16 protein-coding genes and 1 pseudogene are annotated in these 15,890 nt (G+C 50.0%); 10 read left to right on the plus strand and 7 right to left on the minus strand.

All coding sequences use genetic code 11. The features are described 5' to 3' along the window. The first annotated feature begins 365 nt into the window (after positions 1-365). From TY09_RS15635 to TY09_RS15650, 4 genes are all read left to right on the plus strand, one after another. Positions 366-1,265, plus strand: a complete 900-nt coding sequence (locus TY09_RS15635; protein ID WP_009062002.1) for a sigma-E processing peptidase SpoIIGA — start codon at positions 366-368, stop codon at positions 1,263-1,265. Between the two features lie 8 nt (positions 1,266-1,273). Next, positions 1,274-1,990, plus strand: coding sequence for an RNA polymerase sporulation sigma factor SigE (gene sigE, locus TY09_RS15640; protein WP_042436323.1), 717 nt, complete (start codon positions 1,274-1,276; stop codon positions 1,988-1,990). 362 nt (positions 1,991-2,352) lie between these two features. Further along, positions 2,353-2,745 (plus strand): Fur family transcriptional regulator, encoded by a 393-nt coding sequence (locus TY09_RS15645; protein WP_042436300.1) that lies wholly within the window; start codon positions 2,353-2,355, stop codon positions 2,743-2,745. Positions 2,746-2,769: 24 nt separating this feature from the next. Beyond that, complete coding sequence (locus TY09_RS15650; RefSeq protein ID WP_411918725.1) at positions 2,770-3,279, plus strand: 6-pyruvoyl trahydropterin synthase family protein; 510 nt, start codon at positions 2,770-2,772, stop codon at positions 3,277-3,279. 128 nt (positions 3,280-3,407) lie between these two features. On the opposite strand, the gene TY09_RS15655 is transcribed toward TY09_RS15650, so the two are convergent. From TY09_RS15655 to TY09_RS15680, 6 genes are all read right to left on the minus strand, one after another. Beyond that, entirely contained in the window at positions 3,408-3,911 is a 504-nt protein-coding gene (locus tag TY09_RS15655; protein WP_042436302.1) for a DNA-deoxyinosine glycosylase, read from the minus strand. Then, positions 3,895-5,238, minus strand: a complete 1,344-nt coding sequence (locus TY09_RS15660; RefSeq protein ID WP_042436304.1) for a CCA tRNA nucleotidyltransferase — start codon at positions 5,236-5,238, stop codon at positions 3,895-3,897. The genes TY09_RS15655 and TY09_RS15660 overlap by 17 nt, the downstream gene beginning before the upstream one ends. A gap of 247 nt (positions 5,239-5,485) precedes the next feature. Then, positions 5,486-5,695 (minus strand): hypothetical protein, encoded by a 210-nt coding sequence (locus TY09_RS15665; protein ID WP_009062003.1) that lies wholly within the window; start codon positions 5,693-5,695, stop codon positions 5,486-5,488. A gap of 17 nt (positions 5,696-5,712) precedes the next feature. Next, positions 5,713-7,080 (minus strand): GerAB/ArcD/ProY family transporter, encoded by a 1,368-nt coding sequence (locus tag TY09_RS15670; RefSeq protein ID WP_042436306.1) that lies wholly within the window; start codon positions 7,078-7,080, stop codon positions 5,713-5,715. Then, a complete protein-coding gene (locus tag TY09_RS15675; RefSeq protein WP_042436308.1) occupies positions 7,077-8,246 on the minus strand; it encodes a Ger(x)C family spore germination protein in 1,170 nt (389 codons plus the stop codon). Before TY09_RS15675 ends, TY09_RS15670 begins: the two co-directional genes overlap by 4 nt. After that, positions 8,243-9,904, minus strand: coding sequence for a spore germination protein (locus tag TY09_RS15680; protein ID WP_042436310.1), 1,662 nt, complete (start codon positions 9,902-9,904; stop codon positions 8,243-8,245). The genes TY09_RS15675 and TY09_RS15680 overlap by 4 nt, the downstream gene beginning before the upstream one ends. A gap of 188 nt (positions 9,905-10,092) precedes the next feature. Between TY09_RS15680 and nrdD the strand changes: the two genes are divergently transcribed. Next, on the plus strand, positions 10,093-10,377 hold the full coding sequence (gene nrdD / locus TY09_RS15685) for an anaerobic ribonucleoside-triphosphate reductase (protein ID WP_042436313.1): 285 nt from the start codon (positions 10,093-10,095) through the stop codon (positions 10,375-10,377). A gap of 391 nt (positions 10,378-10,768) precedes the next feature. Further along, on the plus strand, positions 10,769-11,635 hold the full coding sequence (locus TY09_RS15690; protein ID WP_042436315.1) for an AraC family transcriptional regulator: 867 nt from the start codon (positions 10,769-10,771) through the stop codon (positions 11,633-11,635). A gap of 304 nt (positions 11,636-11,939) precedes the next feature. Here TY09_RS15690 and TY09_RS18190 read toward each other — a convergent pair whose 3' ends face one another. Next, positions 11,940-12,482, minus strand: coding sequence for a type II toxin-antitoxin system PemK/MazF family toxin (locus tag TY09_RS18190; protein ID WP_147584717.1), 543 nt, complete (start codon positions 12,480-12,482; stop codon positions 11,940-11,942). Positions 12,483-12,984: 502 nt separating this feature from the next. Here TY09_RS18190 and TY09_RS15700 point away from each other — a divergent pair. The 4 genes and pseudogenes from TY09_RS15700 to TY09_RS15715 form a co-directional block, all read left to right on the plus strand. After that, on the plus strand, positions 12,985-13,890 hold the full coding sequence (locus TY09_RS15700; protein WP_009061990.1) for a patatin-like phospholipase family protein: 906 nt from the start codon (positions 12,985-12,987) through the stop codon (positions 13,888-13,890). Positions 13,891-14,245: 355 nt separating this feature from the next. Beyond that, positions 14,246-14,884, plus strand: coding sequence for a TetR/AcrR family transcriptional regulator (locus tag TY09_RS15705; protein WP_042436317.1), 639 nt, complete (start codon positions 14,246-14,248; stop codon positions 14,882-14,884). 2 nt (positions 14,885-14,886) lie between these two features. Beyond that, complete coding sequence (locus tag TY09_RS15710) at positions 14,887-15,585, plus strand: ABC transporter ATP-binding protein (RefSeq protein WP_042436319.1); 699 nt, start codon at positions 14,887-14,889, stop codon at positions 15,583-15,585. Further along, positions 15,585-15,890, plus strand: a pseudogene (locus tag TY09_RS15715) (ABC transporter permease); the annotation flags it as partial. The gene TY09_RS15710 and the pseudogene TY09_RS15715, both read left to right, overlap by 1 nt.

A 15,890-nucleotide genomic window follows, 5' to 3' on the forward strand; every position in this document is an offset into this window, starting at 1 on the left:
CCCGCCACAAGGCATGTGATCATTTCTGTCTGCCGCAGCGCGGGGAGCGTCCCTTTCGGACTGAGTGCACACAAAAGATACTCCTGCGTAAACGATAATTCTTTCATCTATGGCACCTCACATTCACTTATTACTTACTACTTATTACTTACTGTTTACAGCATACTGTTTCTCACGGAAAATGTCAAGGGGTATCGCAAACATGATTTTTAAACGCCATACCAAAGCAGAAATCGAACCGGACGAAAGAGAAAAGAGCGGCTTTTGCTTCTGGTTTTTTATTCTTCCGACGGAAACAAGTTTTGACAGAAACAGCCGTTTTGAGCGGCTATAATAATTTTGCAGCGCAAAAAGGAGGGGGCGGGATGAAGCAGATTATCTATGTGGATGTATTGGTTGCCGTCAACCTTTTCGTCAACTACTTTTTGCTCTTAACGGTTGCCGGGTTCTTTCATATCTCCGCTTCACGGCTGCGTATGGTGCTGGGGGCGGCGATCGGGGCCCTCGGTTCCCTCGTGATTTTGCTTCCGTCGCTGCCGCCGCTTGTGTCTTTTTTGATCAAGCTGGTTCTTTCCGTCTTCATCGTCGTTACGGCGTTCGGCGCTCCGTCCTTGCTTTTCTTTCTGCGTACTGTCGGCGGGTTTTACCTGACCAGCTTCGGCTTTGCGGGGGCAATGCTGGCGCTGTGGTATCTGGCGGCGCCGAGCGGAATGATCATCAAAAACTCCGTGCTTTATTTCGATATTTCCCCGCTGATGCTGCTGGCCCTGACTGTTGTTTGCTATGCAGGGGTCAGCTTGCTGAACCGGCTCACCGGGCAGCGGCAGCCGACCGCGCTGTTCTGTTTTGTCACAGTCCGTGCGCAGGGGAAGAGTGTGCGCCTTACCACGAAAATCGATACGGGGAACAGCCTGAAAGAACCATTTTCCGGGTACCCGGTGATCGTGGCCGAATATCAGTGTGTACAGGAGCTGGTACCGCCCGCTGTACGCTCCTATCTGTTTGTGGCAGCGGGAGAAAAGCGGGGAGAGGTGCAGCCGGGGCTTCGTCTGGTGCCGTTTCGCGCGGTAGGAGGAGAGGGAATTTTGCCGGCGTTTCGGCCGGATTGCATTGAAATTCAGACAGCGAAAGAGAGGATTACAGTTCAGGAGGTGTACCTGGCTGTTTCCGCCCAGAAACTGGGCACAACAGGCTTCAGCGCTTTGCTGAACCCAGAACTGATCACACAAGGCAAGCGGATTGCCGGAAAGGAGAAATCGTTGTGAAAAGGGGAATGGAAAAACTGATTTCCGGAATCAGGGGGTGGCTGCTGCGGCTGCTCTGGCGCTTTTGGCCTGCAGCGGAGGTACACTACATAAACGGTCCGGAAACTTTGCCCCCGCCCCTGACGCCGGAGCAGGAATCCATTGTGATGGACAATGTGCGTCAGGGCAGAGAAAACGCGCGCGAACCCCTGATAACCCATAATCTTCGCCTGGTCGTTTACATTGCGAAGAAGTTTGAATCCAGCTCGGCCGGTGTGGAGGATCTGATTTCCATCGGGACGATCGGTCTGATCAAAGCGGTCAACACGTTTTGTCCGGAGAGGAACATCAAGCTGGCGACCTATGCGTCGCGCTGCATTGAAAACGAGATTCTGATGTACCTGAGGAAGAGCTCGCAGCTGAAAAACGAGATATCCATTGATGATCCCTTGAATGTGGATTGGGACGGCAATGAGCTTTTGCTGTCGGATGTACTCGGCAGCGATCAGGACACCGTCAATAAAGGAATTGAAAAGGAGGTGGAAAAGGATTTGCTGCTGGAAGCGGTGGGGCATCTTTCCTCCCGCGAGCAGCAGATCATGCAGCTTCGCTTTGGCCTGAACAATTGCCGCGAGCATACACAGAAGGAGGTTGCAGATACGCTCGGGATTTCACAATCCTACATTTCGCGGCTGGAAAAGCGGATCATTGAACGGCTGAAAAAAGACCTGGAACGGGTCGGGTAAATCAAAAAGCTCTTCGCTTTTGCGAAGAGCTTTTTTTATTGATTGAATAGACGAAAATCTTCTTATAAACCCATATGAATGTTTACTACAATCTCTCAAAAATGCCTTAAAATCAAGGCTTTCCTCATATCGTCTCGTACCTTGTCTACACTCTTATATCATGGTTTTGTAAGACCGGGCACATTTTCAGGCACTACAAATTGGAAGGAGGACAAGCGGAACAATACACTTTTAGATAGAGCACGGATACTCCCGCCCGGTTATTGTACGATCCAACAAAATTTTTTATGGGACTTGACATTTCATCACGAGATATATATAATTAGAATTAATCTAATTCTATATTTTACAGGAGTATCACAATGACAAAAAACGCTAGAATGATTTTAGATGTGATTCAGCATTCCGATATGCATTTAACTGCCGAACAAATCTATTTACAACTAAAAGATTGTGATGCCAAGCTTGTCTTAGCAACGGTTTATAACAATCTCAATTTGCTATATAAAGAGGGGCTGATTAAGAAGGTGTCCATAGAAGGCTATCCCGACAGATTTGATAAGGCAACGAAGCATGACCATTTGGTTTGTAAATATTGTGGGAAGTTATCTGATATCTGCCTGGATGATTTAACAGAACGACTGAATGCTCAATTGAAAGAACCCATTCTGGACTATGACTTGAAAATACACTACATCTGTCCGGAGTGTAAGCAAAAACAGCACTCCCAGGGGAGCAAGCCAGAAATCATATAGGTCGCACAGCAAAAGGAAAATTGCTTGGACAATATCAGTTTTAAAGGAGGAATTTTTATGCGTTCAATTACCAGATTAAACATCCAGTATGCCCATCGTTTTTTGAATTATGAAGGGGAAGCACAGTATCTTCACGGACATACCGGGCTGCTTACCATCGAAGTCGATGGTGATGTCGATGCCAGAACGGGATTTGTTTATCCCTGTAACAGCATCAAACGGATTGCCTGGGATTTTCTGAAAAACTTTGACCATGCTCTGATTTTACAGGAAGAAGATCCGCTGCTGCCGGAAATTCTCAAAGTTTACGAGGCACAAGGGATTCGAAATGGCGCCGAAACGAATACGATGGTCGGGGAACCTTTTGAAAACGAATTGGCGAAAGCTTATCCAGAGTGTCGTTTGGTCGTTGTCAAAAAAGTTGCTACCTGCGAGAATCTGATCGAGGTATTCCATAGCCTTTTGAAAGATAAGCTCAATATCAAGAAAATGACTTTTGCGTCCGGCGACAACTGCGCTTCTGCAAAGTTTTAATCTTGAACGAAATTCCGATGCTGCAAGGTAAAGGAAGGATCGTCTGCACACATTTTTAAAGATCATAACAAAACATGGCGGCATCTTCTGATGCCGCCATGTTTTGTTATTCTATGCTGCCGTGCGGGTCAGCTTTCCTGTAAGAAGGGCAGGATGACCCGGTATTCGTCCAGCAGGCGCTCCATCGGGTATCTGCCGCGGTTTGCGGGACTGGTGGAGGGCAAAGGGATAAACGGCAGAGATATTGTGGGCAGCCAGGCGGAGCGGTAAAAAGAAGCCGCTTTGCCGCCGGTGGTAAACACCGCCCGAAGCTTGGCCGTCTGCAGAATCGGAGTCAGGTCATTCATGGCCGGTTCCGAAATACTGGAATCGTCCGCTCCCTCAATGGAGCAGCTTTTCAGTACGTCCCACAGGGCGATTCTGTTTTCGAGAAGAAAATCCGTTTTTTCCTGATTCGTTTTCGGGAGGTCACAGCGGAGCAAAGCCGACAGCACCGGCCAGAATCGGTTCTGCGGGTGGGCATAATAAAAAGCCTGCTCCCTGGATTTTGGGGACGGGATCGAACCGAGAATCAGAATTTTGGAGTTTTTATTATAAATAGGGGGGATGGTATGTTCAACAATGCTTTTCATGCAGTGTCTGCTTTGCCAGATTCAGCAAAGCCTCCTTTTCATTTGGAATTTTTCCGTTGATGACTGCATCCAGCAGCCGTGTCAGCAGCGCGCCTACCTTTGGCCCGGGAGGAACACCGAGAGCAATCAGGTCATTCCCGCTCACATCTAAATCCTTTAGGGAAAAGCACTGCCGCTCCGACAAAATCTGTTCCAAAATCGGGAGTACGGCGTCAATCTGATTCAGGCGGTCACGGTACGCAGGATTCTGGGCGAGGCTGTCCGCCCGTTTGATCTCCAGCAGGGCGCGAAAATCCTCTTCTCCCATCCGGTTCAGCCGCCGGCGGATCCATGCGGCGCAGGGCTGCAGGGGCATGTCGTGTATGCGGACCAGCGAGCTGACCCGGCGGATGGTCTTTCCGTCCAGCCGAAGCCGGTGGAGCGCCTGCTCTGCCAGCTGAACGCTGACCGCGCCGTGCCCGTAAAAATGGCCGATTCCCTTTTTGTCACTGGTAAAGGTGTGGGGCTTGCCGCTGTCGTGCAGCAAAATGGCAAGACGAAGCACAGGGTCGGCAGGCGTTGCATCCAATGCGTGCAGCGTGTGCTCCCAAACGTCGTAAATGTGGTGGGGATTGTGCTGCTCAAAGCCGATCATCGGCAAAACTTCCGGCAGAATCTGCCCGATGACCAGGGGGAATTCCCGCAGAATCTGCGCGGCATTTTGGCCGCACAACAGCTTGACCAGCTCTGTGCTGATCCTTTCTTTGGCGATGTGGTCCAGCAGTTCCCGATGGGTGTTCATGCTCTGTGCGGTTTTTTCGTCAGGATGGAATCCGAGCACGGCGCAGAAGCGCAATCCGCGCAGAATCCGCAAAGCGTCCTCTTCAAAACGGCGGTCGGGGTCTCCCACACACCGCAGAATCTTTTGCCGTAGGTCCTCCTGTCCGCCAAAGCAATCGATCAATCCGTTCTGCTCGGAATAGGCCATGGCGTTGATCGTGAAATCCCTGCGGGACAGATCGTCCGTCAGGCTGCCGGTAAAGCAGACGCTGTCCGGCCGCCTGTTGTCGGAGTATGTGCCGTCGATGCGGTAGGTGGTGATTTCCACCGCCATCCCGCTGGAAAGCGCCGTAACGGTGCCGTGCTTCAGGCCGGTTTCCAGCAGCCTCAGGTCAGACAGAGCCAGCTTCACTTCCTCCGGCTTGGCCGAGGTGGTGATGTCCCAGTCCTTTGGGGAAAGGCCGAGCAGACTGTCCCGAACGCATCCGCCCACGACAGAGGCTTCATATCCTGCCCTATTGAAGCGATGCAGAATTTCCTGCACCGGAAAAGGAATATCCAGTTTCATAAGTACGCCTACTTTCTGTAAGCAGATATCGTGAAATATTTGAATGTTATCTTTACCTTATTCTGTTTTGATAACCAAATTATGAAGTGGTTTCTTTACAGCGATATCACAGAGCTTCTGCTGGCGCAGGCCTGCCCCGGCACGAGGAGCAGATTCTGCGCCAGCAGAATTTCTATACGGAGAATCCGTAGAAAAAATTCATTCTTTTACATTTTTATATTGATTATACCATAAAAAGCAGACTGCGTTAATAAGTCAGCCCTACTTTTGTCATGACATCCCCAATCAGCATCAAAATACTCGGGATGGGCACTTCCAGATTGCGCAGGATGGCTACAGAGCAAACGATCACGAATAAAACGCCGTAAATGATCAGATCGCGCTTGTTCTTTTCCCGGATCAAAGGTGGAAGATCGATGGCGAGAATGATGAGAAAAACCAATATCAGTAAAAACATAGCCCGTCTCCTTTCTTTCAAACGGACTGAGACCGGTAAGACCCGGAACCGGAGGACTTGGGTCTGGACTGCGATTGAGAATCCCGGCCCTGCTTTGCTCCGGACGAGGAACCGGATTTTGACTGGGATTTGGAATCCCCCTGTTCCTTGGAATCAGAGGGTGATTTGGAATCCGACTGCTTCCCTGAGCCGGAAGGGGATTTTGAGCCGGATTGTGATCCGGAACCGGACTGCGGTGCGGCTGCGGATTTTGATTCGGAGGAACCGCTTTGATTCTCACTCCCGGTTTGTCTTTTGTGGGTCATCCCGCGGAATTTGGCAATGATCAAAGTAACCAGCGGAAGAATGATCTCAAAGATCGGCCAGACCAGCGGGACGATTTTCTGCCCGGATTCATTATGGGCCAGAGAGTTCGGGTACAGAATAAAGCCGGAGGTGACCGCCAAAGCGCCGATCAGAAGAATCAGGCGGCGGTGATCCTGAAAACGCAAAACCTGTTTTGCACTGATCACCGTCACATAATAGAGCCATGTGACTTTGAAAAATAACAGCGCAATCAGAATAAAGGCGAATACAATTTCCATGCGGCTGAGTGTCTGGGTGACGCTGACCATGCGCAGCGTCTCGAAGGATGGCATGGAAAACAGGGAAATCGTATTCCCAAGCACGGCGATGTCGCGCATGATAACGAGCAGGATCGTGATGCAGCCGATGACGACCCCGCCGAAGAAAACGGGGAAGAAGCCGCGTTTCCCGGTTTGGACATGGTTTGTCGTCATTAAAAAGATGATGACTTCAGCAAATGGAATCGTGACGACGATATTGGTGGCTTGAACATACTTTTTTGGCTGCAAATCCATTGTAGGCAAAAAGTTTTCAAAATCCATCAGGTTCATGGTAAGAATAATCGTCGCGATGACAATCAAAAGGCAGATCATCGTCATCAAAAAGCCGTACTTTACCATTTGGCGCAGCCCGCCCACATAAACGGCCCAGGCCGAAGTCAGAAGAAAGGTAATCGAGAGAACGACCAGCGGTGTCTGGGGCATGATGGTCGCTTTGACAAACTCGCTTAAATCGCTCAGATTTAGTGAGGTTAAAATGAAAAAGAACAGTACATACAATCCGCAGAAAAAATTGCCCAGATATTTTCCATATACGGTCTGCAGTATCCCGAACAGATTTTTGGAGGGGAAGCTTTCAATCAGTCTGGCGTATACCCAAACCACGGGGCAGCAGATGATCAGGGCAAACAGAACGACGATCCAGGAGTCCTGACGGGTGATCGAAACAAAGAAAGAGGACAGCAGGGACGAAGACTGAATATAGCAAGCCACGGCAAACATAAAATCCAGACCGTGGACCTTTTTCGATTCCGCTTTCATTCATGACCCTCTCTCATATTCAAAGATTCCGAAATTTTACCGCTGGAGCCCAGATTGGTTTCTACCTCCAGTTCCAATCGGATTTTGGGGTAGATGCTAGCCCAGGCGTCCTCCATCGTTTTCCACTCTTTCGGGTGGTATTTGTGAATATGGGCGCCGATTCCGTAAATATCGGCCTGCAGGCGCTGCGATTCTGCAAAGCAGGCTTTGATTTTGGTTTCCAGGTCCTCTTTCGCCTTTTCGTTGACCAGTGAAATCACTTTGTTGATATCCATGCTGCGAAAATTCTGCAGGGCGCCGATGGTGAGGGTTGTATTGACCTTTAGCTTAAAGGTGATATTCCCTTGATCATCGAGCTGAATTTCCTGCTTACAGATAGATTTCGTGATTTTCAGATCGGCGTTGCCAAGCTCTGTTACAAGCTGAACACTGCCGCCGTTGACCTCTCCCATGCTGAGGATATAGCCCTGCATTTGATACATATCCATTGTTCCGACCAGAACGTCGTCCTTAAAAACGGCCATGCCGCTGAAATTAAGGGACTGCAGGCCATCCTCTTCTTTCCGTTCCACTACCAGCGTTACGGGAGCAGTCGAACGGTCCACCAGCCGAGAGGTGAACTGCAGCATGTTAGTGCTGGAATAAGGGGAAATTGCCCGCTCGTTCATAATCATTCTGGATAAGGCGACGGACGGGATTTTGTCCTGTACAGTTTCGGTCGTCAGAATGGATCTCGCGTCGTTTTTGGCGACCATAACCCAAACCTCCATGCGGGTTTCCGTATTTCGCATAAAGCTGTCCAGATATGGTTTTACTCCGGATTTCGCCACATCGCTGCCGAAGATAATCACCTGATTATGCTGTAAAAAAAGTTGACGGCTGTTTCCATACCGAAGCGAATCGATTCCGCCCAGAACAAATCGATCTTGCGCTTCCCGGATCAAATAAGGAGCAGCCTCCCCACCGCCGCCCTCTTTTTTTGAGCCGTTCTGAACCGATGCGATCTGGAAGCTGAGATCCAGGTTCCCGGGTTCCTTGCTGGTATCAATTCCTACGCCGGTGACAATGGAAAGACTGTCCAGCTCTCTGTTGTCCCAGCATCCCGTTGTGCACAGAAGGGTGCTGCACAAAAGCATAGCAAAAACAAGCTTGAGCTTTTGTCTCATGATCCATCCCCCTCTGTTCCGGAATTAGACATTCCGCCGCTGGCGCTTGTGGTAGGGCGGGGATTGGGAGGAATGAAAAATTTTCTGCGGGTCATATCGTTCTTTGCAATACGCGCCGGGCGCTTTGTCATGAACCACAAGGGCATGCGGACAACGCTGTCCTCCAGGTCTCTTGAAAACGAGAGGCCATTAAAATAGGTAACCCCAAAGGAGGAAAGCGAACCCAGATGAACCAGAAGCGCCAAAAAGCACAGGCAGATTCCGTAGCCCCCCAGCGCGGCGGCAAAGGCCATTGTGATCAGGCGCAAAAGCGACATGGAGTCGTTCTGCTCCGGGACGATAAAACCGGCCACAGTGGTCAGCGCGATCGTGATGACCATCGGCGCGCCTACCAGACCGGCAGAAACGGCCGCATCACCCATAATCAGCGCGCCGACGATACTGACGGCCTGACCGACCGGGCGCGGCAGCCGCAGACCGGCCTCCCGCAATATTTCAAAGGAGAAAATCATGATAAGCGCTTCAAAAAATGCGGGGAACGGAGTACCCTCGCGCGCGCTTGCGATCGTCAGCAGCAAAGTCGTCGGGATCAGCTCCTGATGATAGGTGGTCAGCGCAATATAAATCGCGGGGAAAAAGACAGAGATGAAGTAGGCGATATAGCGCAGCATGCGCATCAGGCTGGCAAACAGCGGGCGGATATAGTAATCCTCCGCGGTCTGGAAGGTTTCGATAAACAACAGGGGAGCGGTCAGCACAAAGGGGCTGCCGTCCGTAATGATGGCGACTCTGCCTTCCAGTATTTTCGCCGCGGCCACATCCGGTTTTTCGGTGTAACCCACAGTGGCGAAAATCGAAAATGGGGAATCCTCAATGTATTCCTCCAAATATCCGGCATCCAGAACAGAGTCCACATCCAGCCGTGACAGTCTGTCGCGTACCTCTTGTACCACCTGCGGATTCGCAACACCTTCCAGATACGAAATACACACGTTGGTCAGGGTCTTTCGTCCAATCGTCATCTGCTCCATGCGCAGGCTGGGGCTTTTGATTTTTCGGCGCAGCAGAGAAGTGTTTGTCCGAAAATTTTCAGTAAAGCCTTCTCGCGGGCCGCGCACGACGGATTCTGTTTCCGGCTCGGTAACGCCGCGCTTTTCCCAGCCCTTGGCGCTGACGCTCAGGCCGACCGCGCATTCTTCTACCAATAGCACGGCGTCGCCGGACAGGATTCCGGCAGCCACCTGCGAAAGCTTCAGCAAAATCTGTGTATCGCCGGAGCAAAGGACTTTTTCCCTCAGCTGGCTGATGCGTTCTCTTCCATCCTGCCGGGAAGACGGGACGGTGTATTCCATCGATAAAATGGGGTACAGGATTTCGTCTGAAATCACCTTCTGGTTGATCATTCCGTCTACAAACAGCAGTGCTGCCGGGCACTCCCTGTTCTTGCCGAGACGAAACCGGTGTATTTTGATGTCACCGCTTTTTCCCAGCAGATTTTCAATGTATGTCAAATTCTCCTCAAGCTGATCCATTATTTCCGGATCCTTGGGATCCTTTTTCTTTTCCGGTTCCTGTTTTTTTTCGCTTTTCTGCTGCGTGCTGCTGTTCTGGCGGTGGCTGTAAAAGCCGATTTTACGCTGAAGCAGATCCCATATCATGGATGTTCCTTCCTTTCCCAAGGATATTTTTCTAGTATTGCAGAAAAGAATAGAATCATACGGAATCATGACCAGCGGTGCTCATTTTTCTTGTTTGCTGTCTTTTTTGCACCATATATATGATGCGTATTGACATTCAGCACAAGATAGTGTATATTAATAATAGAATCCGAGAAGGGGGGATCTACATGAACGAGAACGTCACCGTTACCGGCGGAGTATTGGATGAAAAGGAACTGATGAACTACATTCAGCATGTACATGAGAGTCATCCGGGCCGGCACATCAAGTCTATGGAAGTAGAGCTCGACGGAGAGTATGTCAATTTGAAATATGAACTTGAACCGGTATCTTTTGATCGAATTCGGCGAATTACCGGTTATTTGGTGGGCGGCACAGACCGCTGGAATGACGCGAAACTGGCCGAGCTGAACGACCGTGTGGTTCACGGCATGGGCAGATCTTTCTCATAACAACCTGTCAAAAACATAGAACCCACCGAATAACGGGGGTCACATAAGCGAACAAGCACCGATACCGCCGTTTGCAGGTGGTATCGGTGCTTGTTTTTGAAAGAAACGGAACAACAAGCATAGAAGTGCAGCCGCATATCCGTAAAACGTTCAGTCGGGAGGCGCCCAAACCCTGTGCTCTTTTGCAGAGGCAGTCTCAAAAGGCTTTTGTCGTTTTATCATCGGCATGATGGGTGAAATGATGCTGTCGTGATAAAATAGTGTGCATGAAATAAAAAAGCTCACAATGAAGGTAATGTGCCTCTATGGGGATTCGATGTTTTTTACATGCAAAAGTCGAGCATTCCCAAAGCAGCTTTGTTATGATGTAAAAGCGAAAGGAGGGAAGGCTATGCTGCAGGAACTGAACCGCGCGATTGAGTATATCGAAGAACATTTGACTGATGAACTGTATTTGAAAAAAATTTCTGAACATGTCGGAATCTCAGATTATCACTTCAGGACGGTGTTCTTTTATCTTGCTGGAATGACATTGAGTGAGTATGTAAAAAGCAGAAGGTTGTCGCAGGCCAATCAAGATTTGCTGATGGGAGAAAAAGTCACGGACATTGCCTATAAATATGGCTATGGGTCAATGGATGGCTTTGCCCGTGCGTTCAAAAAATGGAGCGGCTTTTTGCCCTCGGATGCAGTCAAAAAAAGAATCAGCAAGCCTTTCCCCAAGCTTTCGTTTGTCATCACAATCAAAGGGGGAAATACAATGGAATGTAGAATCGAAGAAAAGCCGGCGTTTTATCTGGCTGGTGTAAGCAAGCGGGTTCCCATGCAATTTGAAGGCGTCAACAATGCGATTGTAGACCTTGCAATGAGCATTACCAACGAACAAAGAGAAGAAATGCACGCGCTGCAGAACATGGAGCCTCATCAAATCGTCAACGCCTCTTATGAAGCAGACGCCGGCTTTTTGAAAGAGGAAGGTGAGCTGACCCATCTGATTGGTGTGCTGACCACAAAAGAGGAGGTAAGCGACCAATTGGTGAGAGTTCCGGTAGAAGCCTGCGTTTGGGCAGTTTTTCCGAATGAGGGGCCGTTCCCCTTCACGCTGCAAAATACCATGGCGCGAATCTATTCCGAATGGCTGCCCACTTCCGATTATGAGGTCCTTAACATGCCTGCTTTTTCCTTTTCAAAAATGGATGAGTATAAAAAGGATTACGCTTACAGCGAAGTTTGGACACCGGTTCGGAAGAAAAAATGAATTTGTTTGCGTATTATCTGCTTTTGCAACAGAAAACGTAAAACGGCGAGGAAACATCCTCGCCGTTTTATTGTTTTGTTCTACGCTTTACCGGTGGGTTCTTTTGTACATGACAAAGGAAAAGGGAGCCAACCATCGGTTGACTCCCTTTTCTAAAACACCCATGCAATCAAATTCCAAAAGCATCGCCCGAATCTTTTGGAACACATGGGATATTTTTATCAGACCCCCGCCAGAACGGGTCACTCCTGCAGAGCAGAAGTTTATGTATATGCCACAATAATAGCACGATTTTATCACGCTGTCAATTCTTTTTACACAAATCCAACTCGATTTTAATTGCCTCCATCACCTGTTCCCAGGGCGGAGTTTTTGTGTCGATCACGTCGATCCGATTGCTCAGGCGATTCTTTGAGATGCAGCGCATTTGCTCTACGAGAATGACTCCCCGAACGGGGCAGTCCGGCTTTAAACGGCGGATATAAATGTGGGTGGGCAGCTTTGCTTTTGTCTCGTCGGTGATCGGCGCCACAATCGTAGTGGGGCTGTGCAGGTTGCCCTTGTCGTTTTGCAGTACGATGGCCGGTCGGAATTTATCCTGTTCAGACCCAATGTTTCGGCCGAAGTTACAGTGGTAAATCTCTCCCTTTTTCACGACCAGTGAATTCGGTGGGTTGCGAAACTTGTATTTGTACTTTTCCTCAAACCACAGCGCATAATCGGTGACCTCGGCCAGCCATCGGGCACTGTGATTTTTCAGCCTGCCGTCTTCGGAAATCATCTGTAAAAGCCGCGCAAACGTATCTCTGATATCCTGCATCCTCGCTTTTTCTGTGTCAGCCGGCACCAAAGGCCCCCCTTTTATCAAAATCATCAGACCCACGCTTTTTTCAGCGGCGGGTTGCCAAATGGGAATACAAAATGAGTGATGGGTACAATTTTCCATCATTTTGATCAAATAATCCCTGTGCGCCGCTCGGTTTGGCCAGGCCAGATCGGCAATGCGCAAAATCAATTTTGTAAACTCAATAGATTGCATTCTTCTTTCATCTATATTACGACAACTTTTCATTCTAGTAAATATGTTTCTGGATTATTCAGCGATATTCTTTGAATATTTTTGATTCGCCCTGCTTTTTATATGAAAAATCTGCCGCAAAGAGGGCCCCTAAAATTTTAACATTCAGTCAAAATCTTGCCTTGCTGCTCATAGAATGAAGTATCACAACTGAATCAGCAATGTGCTTAGAAACGGCGGTTTCTCCTTTGTGCAGGCGGGGAGAAACCGGCTTCATTCTGAAAGCCGCATGCTGTAACAGAAAATTCAGCAGCAAACGGAGGGGCTGGACATGTCGTTTGGATTGGCGCTTTCAGGCGGGGGAATTCGCGGGGCGGCGCATGTAGGGGTGCTTTTGGCGCTGGAGGAGGCGGGTATGGTGCCCGACTCGATTGCGGGCGCCAGCGCGGGAGGAATTGTGGCAGGGCTCTATGCGGCAGGGTATTCCGCGCACGAGCTGCGCGGGATTGTGCAGGAGCTGGTAGGGGGAGGGCGTTCTCTGCTGGACCCGGACTACTTGGGACTGCTGCGGGCGGTGCCGCAGCTGTTGACTGGCAGAGAGGTGAAGCTTTCGGGGTTTTTAAAAGGCAACCGGCTGGAGGATTACCTGTGCGGGCTGACGGGCGGAAAAATGATGCGCGATCTGAATATGCTCACGGTGATTCCCTGTGCGGATCTCACCTCCGGCCTGACGATCGCGTGCACCAGTCATTTGCGCGGCGTTCAGCAGATGGAGCGTGTGCGCTGGAGCTCGGGCCTGCGCATCTGCGAGGTGCTGCGGGCTACCTCGGCGGTGCCGGCTGTGTTCCGCCCGAAACTGATTGGCGACCTGTGCCTGGTTGACGGCGGCGTGACGGATGTGCTGCCGGTGAATCTTCTGATTGCCGCAGGGGAACCAAATGTGCTGGCGGTAGATGTGGGTAAGGAGTACCGCATGCCGGAGCAGATCAATATCTGGGAGGTGGCTACCCACTCTCTGTCTGTGATGCAGGAGCGTTTGCAGGAGTGTGTGGCGCACGGTGAGAAACTGCAGCTGATTCCGCACCTGCCGGATCACACCCGGCTTCTGGACTTCGGCAAAATGGAAGCCTGCATGGAGGCGGGCTATGAGGAAACAAAGCGGAAAATGCCTGAGATCAAGCGTTTGTTTTCCCCGTCGTACCCCGGCTCCCGGCGGGTGTTCCGTACCCGGCCTTAGGCCGTTAGGGGTACTGTGCTTTAAAAGAAAAAATATGTCGTTCATCGGTTAGACCGATCTTCTTTTCCTGAGAATCCCCCGGTATTTCGCAGTGGAGCATCTCCGTGCAAAATGCCGGGGGATTGTCTTTGGAAACAGTGGAGGAACACGAAGAACAGCGCGGATGGTTAACGGACAAGTTATGTATGATAAATAGGCTGTAAGACCTCGATAAGAACAGTGCTGGGTAATACGAAACAATTGCAATCGATCAAAGATTTCCATTTTTTATTTGCGGAAAGAGATTGACACAGTGACTTGTTGGTCATATAATGTGACCAACAAGTCACTATTCTTGATATAGGGGGCGAAAGTATTGCCGAAAAGAACCTTTCACCGTCTTGACGACGATAAGAAAGAAAGAGTCATCCGGGCCGCAATTGAAGAATTTCAGGCTCGCGGTTTTGAAAATGCAAAAATAGAAGCGATCGCCCGAGGCGCGGGAGTCGCCAAAGGCAGCATCTATCAATATTTCGACGATAAAAAAGAGCTGTTTCTGTACTGCGTCACATGGGCGTTGGAATATTTTATGAAAGAAATCGACAGGCAGACTCCGCTTCAGGATATGGACGTATATGACTATTTCCTCTCCGGCAGCCGGGAGCGTTTTGAACTGCTGAAGCAAGAGCCGTTGCTTGTTGCGTTTTCCATGGAGATTTACACGGGTAAATTCGGCAGCCTGGCGCTGGAGGCAAGCCGTGAACTGTCCCGGATCGGTGAGGAATATGAGCTCAGGCTGATTGCCAATGGAAAAAGAAAGGGAACGGTCCGCGAGGATCTGGATGATAAAACCCTTTTGCTGTTTTTTCAGGGCGTAACGGAGAAATTTGACGCAGAGATCATGGAAAAGGTCAAAAGCGTCGATTACAACCCCACGGAAGAACAGTACCGTGAAATGGAGCACGTACTGAAAAACATGATTTCCTTATTAAAGCAGGGAATGGGGAGGAATTGAGAATGTTCATTACAGTGGAAAACCTGAGAAAGAGCTATCAGGCGGGCGAAAACAAAAACGAGGTGCTGGGGGGAATCAGCCTTACGCTGGAAAAGGGACAAATCGGCGTGATCCTCGGCCCGTCCGGTTCGGGAAAGTCGACGCTGATGAACATCATCGGCGGCGTTGACCGCGCGGGCAGCGGCAGCATCCATGTGGATGGCCTCGAGATCACTTCTCTTGACGACGACCGGCTGACGGATTACCGCAGGGATTCGGTCGGCTTCATCTTTCAGTTTTATAACCTCGTTCCCAATCTGACGGTCACGGAAAATATCGAGGTGGTTTCCAATATATCCAAAGCTCCGCTTGATATGAATACCGTGCTGAGCGCGGTTGGGCTTGAGTCGAAAAAGAAGAGCTTTCCCAGGGAGCTGTCTGGAGGGGAGCAGCAGCGCGTGGCCATTGCCCGCGCGATTGTGAAAAACCCGAAGCTGCTTTTGTGCGACGAGCCGACCGGCGCGCTGGATTATGAAACGGCCCACGGTGTGCTGTCCCTGTTGCAACAGGTCAATCGCGACCTTGGCACAACGGTTCTGATGATCACCCATAACACCGCAATCGGCGATATGGCAAATGTGGTATACAAGCTGCGCGGCGGAGAGATCGTAGAAACGATCCGGCATGAGGAAACGGCCCCGGCGGAAAGGATTGAGTGGTAATGGCGCTCTTTAAAAAAGCAATACGCACCATGCTGGAGCATAAGGCGCGCTATATTGGTTCGATGCTGCTGCTCCTGATCAGCAGTATGGTGTTTATTACAATGAATTCGACGTCTATGAACCTGGACAATATGTTCCAGAAATTTTCTGAGCAGAACGTGTTGTCCGATGCGGAATTTTCCATTGATAGCGACATCGACGCGGCGGCTTTGGGGCGGCAGTTTGCCGCCAAGGCAGAGAGCGGCGGCACGGCGGACTGCGAAGTAAAGCCGGGCCAGACGCTGCGGGTATTTTCCGCAATGGAT

It is taken from the genome of Faecalispora jeddahensis (assembly GCF_000577335.1).
Lineage (GTDB): Bacteria > Bacillota > Clostridia > Oscillospirales > Acutalibacteraceae > Faecalispora > Faecalispora jeddahensis.